The organism is Pinibacter aurantiacus (genome assembly GCF_019130065.1).
In the GTDB taxonomy this organism is placed as follows: Bacteria; Bacteroidota; Bacteroidia; order Chitinophagales; family Chitinophagaceae; genus Pinibacter; species Pinibacter aurantiacus.
On the sequence record NZ_JAHSPG010000018.1, the window covers coordinates 247425 to 261815 of the forward strand.

A 14391-nucleotide genomic window follows, 5' to 3' on the forward strand; every position below is an offset into this window, starting at 1 on the left:
GAACTCATAAATGTTTATGCATGAATTTCTAGGCTGCATCCGATTTGCCTTTGCCTGTTTTTGAACCAACGGAATTGAGGATGTTGACAATAGCAACCACGGCTGTTCCTAATCCAGTAAGAGCGCCAATCGCTTTGGTATATACCAGGTTTTGTGTAACACCCAGGAAGATAAGTACAGCGATACCGCAGAAGATGAGCAACCCGTTGAGTTTGCCCCATCTACTATTTTGAGCATGTTTGTGATTTATTTTTTCCAGCTCTTCTTTGCCAATGGCAGTAACAACAAAGTTTCTGAAACTTCGGTTGAATATATGCAAGCCCCCGTCTTCCCGAATGATGATACCTCTGCTAATGAGCAAATTCAAACTGAACTTATTTGTGGTGTTCACCAGTCCATCCTCTGCGAGGTCATACAGTACAAACTTTTCATTTTCGGTTAATGTGTTCCACAAGACTTTGTAAAAATTATGAGCAATGGCTTGTATTTTAAGTGTAATGGCATCTGATAAACGATAGGGGTGATTTGTTGGGTCAACAGAAATTGTTTTTCCGAGTTCATTAAGGAAGAATGTGAATTGGGTTTCACATGCAATGTGGCGCTTTACATCATCTTTATCATTTATGTCTGCATCTTTAATGGGTTCCAGGGGATGAACGACTGTTGTGAATTTACCTAATAGTGCATCCATTCGATCTCTTAATATATCTTTTACCGGCGCGTCTTTGCTGTCTATCATTCCGCGCATTTCTGTAGCTATAATAATCGGATGTTTTGATGTAAGTATAATTATGGATCTCTCGAATTGGAGTATTTTATCGAGAAAGAACACTTTCCTTTTTACCAACAACAAGTCTGAAAAGCCGTCTTCAAAATTAGTAACATATAAAGGGCTGCTCAAATTTTTGGTCTTTAAATCCAGTTCATGCGATTTAAATGCTTTATAGAAATCTTCGTCCTTCTCGGATTTGCACAAAACTTTGAAGTCAAAATAATAAGGCGCATTTTCTTTCCGTTCCTGTTCACTATTTAGCTTTTCGATATGCTTCTTATACTCGTCGACTAAAGCAACAATTATCATTTTCTTTTTAGCTACTTGCTCTTCTTCCAGTTTCCTGTCAAATAAGTCAACAGCGGCCATATAAAGAACATCTTTTCCGAAAACTTTTTTAATGATAAACAACAAGGCAAAAAAGAATGAAGACAACATTACGAGAAAGATTGTCCAGAATATCCAGCCATCATGTCTAAGTCCGGGTGATTGATAAAGTATTTTTTCCGGATCAGCATCGATGGACCAGTATGTATTTGGTTTTGACGACAGTGGTATAAATGTGGTACTGGCAACGTGTTTTCTCAAAATATTGTTATAACTCAGCGAGCCGTCATCTGCATTGGTTTGGTAAAAATCGTCATTTTCAAATGTCAGGTTTCCAAAAAGGCGACCACATGAATTGAAAATCTTTGCCGCAATTACATCTGTTCGTTCGAGCAAAGTGTCCTCGTGATTTGATCCTGACGTATTGAATTTTGAAATATCGGCATTGTCTCTGTATACATTTGGGGCGCTGGTTATCTCATCCGGTGTCAAATGGCTTTTTGCAAATTGCTGAACCATGCTAACCTGCTTGAATCTTGCCATTAGGTTTTGCTCATAATTGAATGAGCTGGTGTAAAAAAACATTGCAGGTATTCCGCTGGTTATGATCATTCTTGTAAAAAGCATAATGGTGTACCAGGCGATGTATCTGTCGGAGCCGTTTTCTAAACTGGCTTCATTATTCTGTTTGTTAGTTTTCAACTTTGTACTTCGGAAATACCGCTGAACTAACCAAACCAGTGTAAGGAACAGTATATACAGAAATATGCGCCATACCTCGGTTTTTAGAATGGCAATCGCTGCTATCAGGTAAATGGCAATTAAAATTATTAAGCCGATTGTGCAGCGTCTTTTAAATCTTTTATAATTCGTTTGTTGGGTCGTGTATTTTTCCCAGAAGAGAATGTTCAGGAACAAGGTTAATAGTGGAAGGGTAAGAATTAGAATTAAAAGAAAATATATGAAGGAAGTTGCATCAAAGAGGTAGATGCATAACAGCGTTACAAGAACAATAGTAAAGTAGATGGTGGCGTGAATATATTCTTTTTCTGAAGAGCGGCGCGGCCAAAGCCAACTCGTGACAAAAAACTGTTTCTTAAACGGAGATCTCCTCGCGGATGTAAATATCATTACTGCAAGATCCACCAATGTAATAATCAAAAACCAAAAGATCATTGACATGGAGAACGAGAATGTTTGAACATCCCGGCTGTCAATATAGGTACGGTTTCTCATGACTAAGATGCTGTATCGATAGCCCTTTAGAGGAGTCATCCATACATCATAGTTCTTTTCAAAGTAAGTGGCTTTGCAGTGGAATTTGAATCGCCCTTTGAGACTGCTCTTCAGGCCATCATCAGAAAGATTTGAAAGTTCTTCAAAAATATTTTCGTTTAAATTTTTATCGGATTTGGAATGATATCGAACAAGGCCACTACTATCCACAATCATAACAGAGTAGCCCAGCGGGAGTATCATTTTGTTCATGCATGCGAGGTCGAACGCCATTGCTACAACACCACCATCTTTTGTACGCTTTGAAATTACCGTACAAAAATCACCGTTGGTTCTCGATATTACCTGATCCAGCGAAAACAACGTTGAGTCCGAACCGATCAGGTTAATGTCGTTAATGACTTCCCTAAAATAGCGACGATCTTTATAATTTGCATGAATGGTGTTGGAGGGTTTATTCGTCCAGTTATTTAGAACATCTCCTTCTTTTGACAACCAGTTTACGTCTCTCGCCTTAAGGCTGCCTTCAATTGAATTTATGCGATCTTTTGCGCTGTCGCTTATGTTTTCAAATTTTGGAATATATGGACAATTAGCCGTACCCACGTCGTGCTGGGCCGAGTTTTTTCCTAAGTTGATGATATGTTTATAATACTTAAACGGAGTGTCGTTTTTAATTGCAATAAAACTGTCCAATAATTTACTGGCCTTGCCGACACCCGCAGTAAAATTTGCACTAACAGTGCTATCAATAAACCTTGCGCTTTGCTCAACGCCCGCGTCGGTAGATGGAGATTGAAAACCAAAGAACATTAAAAAGAAGATCGACATTAAAACTTTGGTAACCAAACTGACCCAAAAAATATTCTTTAATTGCAACCGGTCATATTTTCCCATAAACAAAATACGTAGCCATGGGATAATGAGGAACATGGCAAATGCAATGATGACCGCCATGGAAACAAGGCCTTCTGGAATGGCCTTCTTTTCGCTATCAAAACGTGCAGAGGAGTGGAGCCCCGCTATGATGAGTTTTTTATCGCCGAATATAATTGGCTGCAGGAACATTTTGAATTCTTCGCCGCCAATCTTCTGCTGTATAATAGTGGAACTTGCAATGGTTTTCGATTTGTTATCACTCAGTAAAGAGTCTTCAATCTTATAACTAAGTCCGGAATGGAAATCCTCGTAGATGTAGCCGCCTTTGTAAAAAATAACATAGTGGTCAAAAATAGCGGAGGGAAGGAGAGGACTAACAAAATCAGAAAAATCGTACCTGATAGTGACACAAACATTATTTCGACATAGTGTGAAAGATATTTTTTTAATTGCAGAGTCTGCGTCAATGGAGAATTGATCTTTGTTAAATAAAGTGTCTAACTGATACTTGTTTTTATCATAAACGCCCTTGTTCAGCGCCACCTCGTGGTTTGAGACAACTCGCCCCACGATGGTGCCATTGTCGCCTTTTTGTTGCCATATTTTTGTTTTGCCTTTTAATTTGTCACACTCAAACATCTTCATGTAGCCCACCAGCAAAGTATCGGCCTCGCCAATCTTTTTCCTGATATTTTCATCGATGTTTTGCAGCCACTTAAAATGTTCTGCATCGAGTCTGCGCTCGTTACCGGGTATGTACACGAAATAGTACATTAGTGCGAGCAGCGCAAAAATGCACAAAAATACAAATAGCGGGATTTGCCTTTTTGTTTTGGATAAGGTTTGTTTCATAACAAAAAGAGAGTATTATACGGAAGAGAATGAAGATAAAAAAGAATAAATCAATTTGAGAGGAGTAGTATTTCAAACGTCGATATCAAGAAGGTTTAAAAGAATGCCGCATCGATTGAACCTGCACCACTGTTTGAAATACTGCCCGTAAAAATGGCTTGCAAGGCAATTATAATAACAAAATGTTCTTTTGAAAGATCAAATAAGACTTTCAAAATATTATGAGATTCCGAAACATGCAATACCTAAAAGTCATTTAGTTATCATCTTCTCCATTAAACAATTTCCAACCTAATTCACTGAGAAAAGGCTTTGCCGATCTGGTTGCAATACGAGAAATTAAATAACATAGCCATAATGATACTTATGTTCTACATAAACAACAGTTGATAAAATGCCTGTAGACTGTAGGGTTAACGATGAGGAAGTTTTACTGAAGGGAAGGAAGTTTAGGGATTTACAGTATAAACCTATAAAAAAATATAGAGAATTAAAAGACTTTACTGTAAAACTTGAAGGATGTTTGAACTGCGGTTCGATAACCGTCGACTTTGCAGTTCAGCCTCTAATGAAATTGTTTATGGCATTGATAAATATCCGGATAACATGCCGCCCATTGACTTTATTTATTGCCCAGGTAATATAGTAGTAATTCCTCCAGTTTTCCGGTTGATTGTCCCTGGTCTTCCATGGATGTGAACATGTTCGGGTACCAGGTATAAATTACAACGGGGTCTACTTTTATTGTTGCTAGCCCTTTTCCAACTTCAGTAACTTGAATGTTCCATTGACAAAATACATTATGGGGCACCCATTTCTTACCGTTTATAAATGTCTGGCGGACAACTATCCAGGCTTGCGGTTCGATTAATTTACCATCGTTGTCTTCAAAAGTATAAGCTGGAATAAAAGAAGAAGACTTGGTAGAAACAATAAGCCCTTTCTCTTTTTCTAATTTTTTAATGGTTAAGCCCTTTTCGTTAAACAGCTGTGTAATAGTTGACCAGATTGAGTCAACCTGTTTAGTCGAAGTGATTTCTACAGGGGTTTCTGAATATTTGCCTTTAAGTAAAACAATATTAGAACTGCAGGCCCCGATAATGACAAGGCTAACAATTACTACAAGCAAGTGTATTTTATTATAAACTTTCATGCGTTGCAATAAAACTATCATTTTTTGCTGAATTATTTTTTTGAAACTTGTTAGCTCGAACGATAGTAAATAAATCGCCTTCCAAGGACAGATGAAAACATCTTTAATTGGTAAATGGGAGATAGGGAAAGGATCGGCTTTATGCAATAAAAATTATGTCGATATATAATATAAATAATTTTAACGTAAAAAGCAGAAGGAAGAACAACGACACTACTTCATGAATGAAATGTTTGACGAAAAATTTCTCAACAGTATCACTGAGTAAAATTTAAGACGAATGAAAATGAATTTTCGTTACTTTTAAACAAACTACCTGCTTGACTTCCACAAGAAATCATATTGATAAAGAATTGCTGGTTCTGATCTCTGAAGGTGATGAAGGCGCTTTCAGGATGCTCTATGACCAGTACCATAAGCAGATATTTTCCCAGGCCTATATTTATTTAAAATCCTCCGAACTAGCCTCTGACATGGTGCAGGAGGTATTTGTTAAAATCTGGTCAGCCAGGCAAAAGCTGCCAGAGGTAATAGACATTAAGAGCTACATTTTTATTGTAACCCGAAATATTATTGTAAGCGATCTACGAAAAAAAATTTTCCACCGCTATTTAGATCAGGAAGCTGAATCAATAGAAGCCGACGGCATCTTGCCAGACCGACAATTGTCTCTGAAAGAGTCAATGGCTATTGTTCATAAAGCTATTGAGGGTTTTCCCACTCAACAAAAGAAAACGTACACACTTAGCAGAGTTCATGGACTTAGCCATGACGAGATAGCGAAAGAGCTGAATATTTCAGTCGAAACAGTCAAAAGTCATATAAAGCAAGCTTTAAAATCGCTGCGAAAGTATCTATCCGAGAATTCATTGGACCTTTGCATACTCCTTTTATTTGTCGTAAGAAACCTGCGCCCGCACTAGTTCCCCAAAAAAATAAAAAAAAGATAACAACAGACTCACCCCTGTTTTTTAATTCTGCGTCTTTATAAAGGAAGAGGCATTAGAAATTAAAGAACTAATTTTTTTGTTTATGAATGAGGACTTTGCAGAATTGCTGAATAAGTATCTCAACAAGACCATTACACAACCAGAGATGGTGCAAATGGCCCGATTGCTGGAGCTGCCCGAATGTCAATTGCAGCTTGCCGCTTTTATTGATGAGAATTTAGAGGGTGTACCTTTCAATATCGCCATTCCTGAGCCGGATGCAGAAGGTATTTATCGCCAGGTCTTAAATAGAACCGGTCAGAATAGTACTGCCAGGGTTGTGTCCATTAGCCGTCGAATATCGAAATTGAAATGGACGGCTGCCGCAGTCGTCATCTTAGCCATAGGGACAACAGCTTATTTCTCTTTTTTCAAAAGAAGTCAATCACCTGAATTGGCTGAATTGTCTCAACAGCAGCGATACAAAAATGATATTGCTCCGGCAAAACAAGGTGTCATACTTACTTTGGACGATGGCTCAACAAAGATGCTGGACACCGTTGCCAGTGGCGATGTGATTATAGAAGGAATGACCAAAGCGATTAAGCAGGGAGAGAGTATTTCTTTTAGTGGCAACAAATCATCTGAGGTTGCCTACAACACCATTGCAACGCAGAAGGGGAAGATGTTTCATTTGCAACTTGCCGATGGTACGGATGTCTGGTTAGATGCATTGTCGTCTATTCATTTTCCTACAGTTTTTCCTGGCAGTGAAAGGCTTGTTGAGGTGACTGGCCAGGCCTATTTCGAAGTGGCAAAAAATCCAAAACAACCATTTAAGGTTAAGGTGGGAACGCAAACAATAGATGTTTTGGGAACTCATTTCAATGTAAACTCTTATGACGATCACAGCATTCAAACTACACTACTGGAAGGTGCCGTTAAGGTTAATGCAAACGGAGATTCGAAATTGATGCAACCCGGCCAGCAGGCCAAAGTTGCCGGTGGCGCAATCAATATTTCCGATGCTGTTGATATGAATGAAGTGATGGCATGGAAAGAGGGACGATTCGAATTTAACAAGGTAAGTGTAGAAGAGATGATGAATCAGTTGGCAAGATGGTATGATATCGAGGTGGTTTATAAAGACACTATAAATAAAACGTTCGTGGCCGAAATTCAAAGAGACATGCCGGTTTCAGAGCTGCTAAAACTTTTGGAGATGACGAAGCAGATTAAGTTTTCAATTGAAGGAAATAAAGTTACCATCATGAAGTGGTAGCAATGGTTTTGAGCGATAAAAAAATATTCTTAGCGATGAGATAAATTATTTTGAAATGCCTATATAAAACAAACCGCCCTGATGGGGGTCAGAGCGGCGATGTTGGCAATCAAATCGACGGAAATCAATTTTATTAACCAAACACTGCGAAGGTATGCAATTAACTGCTAAATGTAGTTCCATTTACTATGGAAACACATTAACCCACAAAATCATAAGGGTTATGAAACTATCTGCTGTTTTACTATTTGTAATTTGTCTTCATGCCGCGGCAAAGTCAACCGGGCAAATGGTTACGCTAAATGCGAAGAACAAGCCAATTGAAAAAATATTCCAGGACATCAAGAAGCAAACTGGCTACAGTTTTATTTATGACTTTGACCTGGTTAAAAAATCTGCACTGATAAATATTGAGGTGAAGGACGAGACGCTCGTGAAGACGCTGGAAATGTTATTTGCGAGCCAGCCGATTGCCTATAAAATTTCGGACAAATACATCGTGTTAAGTCCGAAGCAAGCACTGCTGGTGCGGCCCACAAATAGCCAATTGCAAATTGTTGCACCTCCTCCGATAGACATCCAGGGCCGGGTATTGAATGAGCACAATGAGCCGCTGGAAGGTATTACCATAACGGTTAAAGGCAGCAATAAAGTTGTATCTACAAACGCAAGAGGTGAATTTATACTGAAAGGGGTAAGCGAAAATTCCATTCTCATTTTTACTGGCGTAAACGTGGAAACATATGAAGTTTCTGCAAACGGCAGGAAAGAATTAAGCATTGCTTTGAAACCTAAGATCGCTTCTATGGGCGACGTAACGGTATCTGCAAATACAGGTTTTCAAACGATCTCCAAAGAAAGATCGACAGGTGCCTATAACGTAATAACCGGTGAGCAGCTGGATAAGCCTTCTACAAATATTGCTCAGCGTTTAATAGGAACAACCTCGGGCCTGCTGGCAAAACTGGATGAGAATGGCAATCCTGTTTTCCAGTTAAGGGGCCTTACAAGTTTATATGCGAATGTGCAGCCTTTCCCCACGACATCTCAACCCCTGATCGTTGTGGACGGCTTTCCAGTGCAGGGTGATTTCTCAACCATTAATCCAAACAACGTAGAGAGCATTACTGTATTGAAAGATGCGGCTGCCTCTTCCATTTGGGGCGCCCGCTCTGCCAATGGTGTGATCGTTGTTACTACAAAAGGTGCCAAAAGAGGAGTGCCTCTCAGAATAGAAGTAAATGCTTTTACGAAGATCAGCAATAAATTAGATCTCGACTACGTAAGACCGCTTGCCTCTTCTCCGGAAACAATCGAATATGAAAAGCTTGCGTACAACAATTGGAGAATTACCACGAACCCCAATTCGTTAAACGATGTTGGCAATGCATATTCGCTGGCGGGCATCGCATTGAACGAAGCAAATTTGGGCTATATCACCGCTGCTGAAAGAGATGCAAGGTTAGAAGCATTGAAGAAGTTAGATAACAAGCAACAGATAAAAGACAATCTACTGGCCAATCCTGTGAGCACCCAGTTTAATGTCAATCTCTATGGTTCTACCAACAGGATGTCTAACGCTTTGTCATTGATGTACGAAAAGAATCAATCTCCTTTCAAGGAAAGCTATAACAGGCGTTACATGATCAATTACAGGAATGACGCCAGTCTTGCTAAATGGTTGGATTTTTCTTTTGCAGGAATGTTCTTATACACCAATCAAAAAAACAATGGTGTTAACTCGCCTACAACACCTTCCAGTACGGCACTTACCAACCTGGGTATCAATGGCGCTCCTATCACCAATGTTGGTTCTCTTTCTACCATTCAAGGAATGTCGCCTTATGATATGTTGGTTAACCCTGATGGCAGTTTGACTAACGTTCAACAATATTACACACCAATTCTTCAAAGGCTCGTGCCTACTGCAAAATTTCCTTATACTGACTGGACCTATAACCCCATCCAGGAAATTCGCAACAGGGACATAAGCACGGAGCAATTGAATACACGCGTTCAGGCCGGGTTGACGTTTAAAATAATGAGAGGTTTGTCAATCAGCTCTAAAGGTCAGATTGAATTGTTCAATACGTTTAACAGAGGGCTTTATAACGAGAACACATTTTATGTAAGAAGCTCTGTGAACCAGGCGACAACATGGAATCAAACGGCTACCCCTAATACGTTTATACTTAATCTTCCCAAGGGAAGCATCCTGAACCAAAACCAGGCGAAAGTCTTTTCATATAACTGGAGAAACCAGTTGAATTTCAACAGGGTTTTTGCTGATAAACATGAAATCAATTTTATTGGTGGTGCTGAAATAAACAATATTTCCACGAAAACAATGGCGTATCCAACTTCTTATGGATACAATGACAACACATTGGGCGTTGGCTTGTTTGTTAATGGGCCGGGAGGAACTTTTTATCCCATTAAAAACTTCCTGGGAACGAACCAAACCTTCGCGTACACCAATTCATTTACATCTTCCACAGAAAGATACTTCTCTCTTTTTGGCAACGCATCTTATACCTACAATCGTAAGTACACGCTGTCAGGCAGCTACCGCACAGATGCTTCCAATTTGATTACAGAAGATCCGAAATATCGATATGCGCCTTTTTGGTCAGTTGGAATTGGATGGCAGATTTACAGAGAGAACTTCATGAAGAATATTGAGTGGCTCGATCAGCTGGCTGTAAGAGCAACGTATGGGTATAACGGAAACGTGGACCGCTCAACGTCGTTCCGCCCGTTGATTGCAACGAGTGCAACACCCAATGTTTATTCAGGAGATTTTACCGCTTCTGTTTCCAGCTTCGGAAATCCTACACTTAGATGGGAGAGAACCGCTACATGGAATTTTGGCGTTGATTACTCTCTTTTCAGAGGTAAGCTGTTTGGAAAAATAGATGTGTATGAAAAGAGCGGAAAAGATCTTATTGCCCAACTTTCTATTCCTGCGATTAATGGTACAACTTCCCAAAAGTTGAACAATGCAGCGATGACAAATAAGGGAATTGAGATTGAGTTAGGTACATCTCTCAATATCAGTAAGAACATCAAGTGGAGAGGTAACCTGACTTTTGCTTACAACCAGAATAGAATCACTGATTTGTTTGTTGCTAAATACGATGCCTATACACTGGTCAACGGCGGTACGGGTGCGTATGTTGTTGGTCAGGATGCGAATACATTATGGCGTTATCAGTATGCAGGATTTGTGGGCGGCGAACCTTCTGTGCAGGGAGCAAAAGGAACCACTTATAATTTTCTTGCCTTTACTCCAGGTGATGGACGTGATTACCTGTTAAACATGGGTACATCAGTTCCTCCTTACATTGCAGGGTTTATCAACTCTTTCCAGATTAAAGATTTCACTTTCTCTTTTACATTAACCGGCAAGTTTGGATATGTTTTCCAACCGCTTTCATTTAACTATCCATCTTATTTTGGTGGAAGAGTGCTGCCTAACAATAAAGTGTCTGAAGTAATGAACGGAGACCCTTCTAAAATTGTTACGTTGCCTGCTACTCCAAATGAGCCACGTTACTATTTCTGGGACAGGTTCCATCGCTCTTTGAGCTATGAAATCTCAAATGCATCCCACATACGTTTGCAGGAAATATACCTTGCTTATTCGCTGCCCAAAAGTTTACTCTCCTCATGGAACATAGGAAGGATACAGGCTTATGTTCAGGGCAATGACCTGGCTACAATATTGTGGAACAATGCAAAAGAAGACCCGGAATATCCAATGGGTACAATGAAGCCATTGCCAAAATTAACGGTAGGTATTAAATGCGAGTTTTAAAAAAAAGAAAAATGAAAACAATTCAATATAAAATCTTTTCGCTTATCGGCATAACGACTGTTCTTAGTTTGGGTGCTTGTAAGAAGGTCGATGATTTTTTAAGTGTTGCTCCGTCTAAAACAACTTCACTCGTTGTTACTACGACTGATCAATTGAATGCATTGCTTAATAACTATGCCACGATTTTTTCTGCAGAGACCAACTCAACCGCCATTTACAGCACGGATGATTTTGGCCTCACCAGTACTTTGTATTCCGCCGGTAGCTCTGCGTGGACGATGGAAGGTGTTGAATACAACGTGTGGGACATTACTAGCATACCGGATCTTACCAACACTTTCTGGACCAACGAATACAGAAAGATATTCTATGCAAACATGGTGCTGGACTATGTTGGAAAAGTTACCGGTCCCGATGCTGACAAGGCAGCATTAACTGCTGATGCACATTTTATAAGAGCGTATAGTTATTGGGTACTTGCCAATACATTTTGTCTGCCTTATACCGATGCAAATAAGAATGAAGCGGGACTTCCGCTGAAACTTACCATCAGCTTTAATGAGTCTGCTGAAAGGCAGCCACTCTCAAAGGTTTACGACCAGATTGAAGCTGATCTTACAGAAGCATTAAAAACAGAAGTGCCCCTTGTTCAAAATGGAACAGCGAGACATTGGAGGGCAAATAAGGCAGCCGTGAATGGTTTTGTAGCACGTTACTGGCTCAATAGAGGTGACTATAAAAAGGCGAACCAATATGCCACAGCAGCGTTAGCAGAATACAGCCGTTTGGTAGACTATAATACAGAAATGAAAAATGGCAGACCGAATACCTATATCATCAATTCAGGTACGCCCCAGCAGCAATCTGTTACACTGCAATTTCCTTATACGCACGATAACCAGGTAGATTATACGGACATGCTGGGCTGGAAAGAATTCATGTACTTCCGCATGCTGTCACATGGCAGTTGGTGGTATGCGCCAAGCCAGGACTTATTAAGTCTTTACGACCAGGCACACGACCTGAGATACAAATACAACGTCGTGCAGAATTATTCTTACGACAGAGGATTAGTGAAACCATCTTACAGTTACCCCGGCTATGTTTTCTTTTTCAAAGACAGAATTCCGTCTGGCCCAACCGTTGCAGAAATGTATTTGACGGTTGCCGAGGCAGCAGCACATACAGGTGATGTAACCGGCGCTATGACTGCATTGAATAAGCTAAGGGAAAAACGCATGGTTCCCGGTTCATGGGTTAATTTAACCGCAACAGACAAAGATGATGCTATAAAGAAAGTCATCGATGAAAGAAGAAGGGAAATGCCGTTTGTTCAGCGTTGGTTTGATATTCGCAGGTATAACAACAATGAATACGCGAACGATGATGTTATAATGACCAAGTCATTTTATCCATATACAGCTTCAAAGGTATCGACAACAGAAGCTGTCCAAACCTACACGCTGCCGAAGGATTCGAGAAGATGGGCCGCACCTATTCCAACCACAGAAATTATTTCCAGCAACGGAGTAATCAAACAAAACACCTACTAAAAACAATTTTATGAAAAAGAAATTCATCAACATATTACCAGCCTTCGGATTGTTTATACTAACAACGCAAGGCAATGCATACGCACAAACAGCAAAACAGGAAACTGTTGTTGCAGCCAAAGATATACCTGCTTTAAAGGCAGCAATAGAAGCCAATCCCAATAGTTTGGAAGCTCATGAAGCATATTTCAAAGCCATCAATTTTGGCAAGTTGAGTGAAGGCGAGCAAAAAGAAGTTGTGCTACAATATGAGGATTGGATGAAAAAGTTCCCAACATCCGCAGCTGTTCCTTATGCTCTGGGACACGCTTATGCCAATATGGAAAGCCCCAAAGCGAAACCATATTTATTAAAAGCAACCGAAATCGATCCGAAATTTGATAAAGCATATTTTGATTTATGGATCGATGGAGAAAGATGGGGCGATTTTAAACTATCTCGTGAATATTTAGCAAAGGCAGCAAAGGCAGATCCTAAAAATGCAGATTACGCATTTTACTACGCAAACGGTTTTGCCGATGGTGATTTCAAAAAATATAAAGAGATGAATTTACAGGTTGCTAAAGATTTTCCTGGCACAAACAGGGGAGGTCAGGCACTGTATTGGCTGGCTTACCACGCAACCGACCCAAAAGAAAAAATAGCCATTTTCGAACAGTTGAAAAGAGATTTTCCTGCTGATAAAAATAACTGGTCAGCGTCAGGAATGTCTGCCTACTACGATTTTCTTTTAGGCACTGATCCCGCGAAAGCTTTGACATTGGCCGAATCCATGTCTGCCATACAGGAAGCAAATTCGCAAGGGAAGAAAATGTGGGATCAAAATGTTGTGGTGACAAAAAGTATTGTACAGGCAAATGAGTTTTTGGCAAAAGGAAACGGAACAGAAGCTTTGGCAGTTCTAAAGAACGTTCCTGCTCCTGTAAGGGGACTTGAAAAAGAAGACATGGTGCTTTTGAAAGCAAAGGCAATGGATGCTTCCGGCAAATCACAGGATGCTTATCAATATGTGTTGTTGAGAACGGCAAAAGAGCCAACAGCAAAGCTTCAACAGGGCCTTGCAAACTATGGCAACAAGCTGAATAAAAGCAAAACAGTTGTAAACAATGATGTACAATTTGTGAGAGACACTGCCGGAAAGCAGGCGCCCAATTTTACACTGGAAAATTATTTCACTGGTAGCAATTCTTCCCTGTCCGATTACAAAGGCAAAGTCGTTTTGCTGACCTATTGGTTCCCGGGTTGCGGCCCTTGCCGTGGAGAATTTCCGCACTTTGAAAACGTCGTAAAGAAGTTCAAAAAGAGAAATGATTTTGTGTACCTGGCAATAAACATCGCGCCTGAGCAGGATGATTATGTGCTTCCTTTTGTGAAGTCCAGTGGCTATAGCTTCACTCCGTTAAAAGATAACAAGAACTGGCAAAAAGGAGTACTGGATAATAGAGGAGCCGCCCCAACAAATTTCCTGATTGACCAAAACGGAAAGATTATTTTTTTCAACTTCAGAACAGATGAAAAAAATGAGCAGTCATTGGAAATGATGATCAATTCAATGCTGGAAAAAAAGAGTGCCTAACATACAAGGGGCATA

General features: G+C 39.9%; 7 protein-coding genes. 5 read left to right on the top strand and 2 right to left on the bottom strand.

Going from position 1 to position 14391, the window contains the following annotated elements:
- Positions 1-28 precede the first annotated feature (28 nt).
- Positions 29-4066 (bottom strand): cache domain-containing protein, encoded by a 4038-nt coding sequence (locus KTO63_RS24730; RefSeq protein ID WP_217794728.1) that lies wholly within the window; start codon positions 4064-4066, stop codon positions 29-31.
- Between the two features lie 622 nt (positions 4067-4688).
- Complete coding sequence (locus KTO63_RS24735) at positions 4689-5240, bottom strand: hypothetical protein (protein ID WP_217794729.1); 552 nt, start codon at positions 5238-5240, stop codon at positions 4689-4691.
- A gap of 299 nt (positions 5241-5539) precedes the next feature.
- Between KTO63_RS24735 and KTO63_RS24740 the strand changes: the two genes are divergently transcribed.
- The 5 genes from KTO63_RS24740 to KTO63_RS24760 all read left to right on the top strand — a co-directional run bounded on the left by KTO63_RS24740 (position 5540) and on the right by KTO63_RS24760 (position 14376).
- Positions 5540-6142 carry an RNA polymerase sigma factor gene (locus KTO63_RS24740; protein WP_217794731.1) on the top strand — a complete coding sequence of 201 codons (603 nt, stop codon included), beginning with the start codon at positions 5540-5542 and terminating at the stop codon, positions 6140-6142.
- Between the two features lie 109 nt (positions 6143-6251).
- A complete protein-coding gene (locus KTO63_RS24745; protein ID WP_217794733.1) occupies positions 6252-7430 on the top strand; it encodes a FecR family protein in 1179 nt (392 codons plus the stop codon).
- 223 nt (positions 7431-7653) lie between these two features.
- Positions 7654-11247 (top strand): SusC/RagA family TonB-linked outer membrane protein, encoded by a 3594-nt coding sequence (locus KTO63_RS24750; RefSeq protein WP_217794735.1) that lies wholly within the window; start codon positions 7654-7656, stop codon positions 11245-11247.
- 11 nt (positions 11248-11258) lie between these two features.
- Positions 11259-12800, top strand: coding sequence for a RagB/SusD family nutrient uptake outer membrane protein (locus KTO63_RS24755; protein ID WP_217794737.1), 1542 nt, complete (start codon positions 11259-11261; stop codon positions 12798-12800).
- A 10-nt stretch (positions 12801-12810) separates the two neighbouring features.
- On the top strand, positions 12811-14376 hold the full coding sequence (locus KTO63_RS24760; protein ID WP_217794739.1) for a TlpA disulfide reductase family protein: 1566 nt from the start codon (positions 12811-12813) through the stop codon (positions 14374-14376).
- Positions 14377-14391 lie beyond the last annotated feature (15 nt).

What these genes read in the sequence shown, in the direction of transcription:
- KTO63_RS24760 (WP_217794739.1), top strand. Translation starts at nt 12,811, where the DNA reads ATGAAAAAGAAATTCATCAACATATTACCAGCCTTCGGATTGTTTATA.
- KTO63_RS24750 (WP_217794735.1), top strand. Translation starts at nt 7,654, where the DNA reads ATGAAACTATCTGCTGTTTTACTATTTGTAATTTGTCTTCATGCCGCG.
- KTO63_RS24745 (WP_217794733.1), top strand. Translation starts at nt 6,252, where the DNA reads ATGAATGAGGACTTTGCAGAATTGCTGAATAAGTATCTCAACAAGACC.
- KTO63_RS24730 (WP_217794728.1), bottom strand. Translation starts at nt 4,066, where the DNA reads ATGAAACAAACCTTATCCAAAACAAAAAGGCAAATCCCGCTATTTGTA.
- KTO63_RS24755 (WP_217794737.1), top strand. Translation starts at nt 11,259, where the DNA reads ATGAAAACAATTCAATATAAAATCTTTTCGCTTATCGGCATAACGACT.
- KTO63_RS24735 (WP_217794729.1), bottom strand. Translation starts at nt 5,240, where the DNA reads ATGATAGTTTTATTGCAACGCATGAAAGTTTATAATAAAATACACTTG.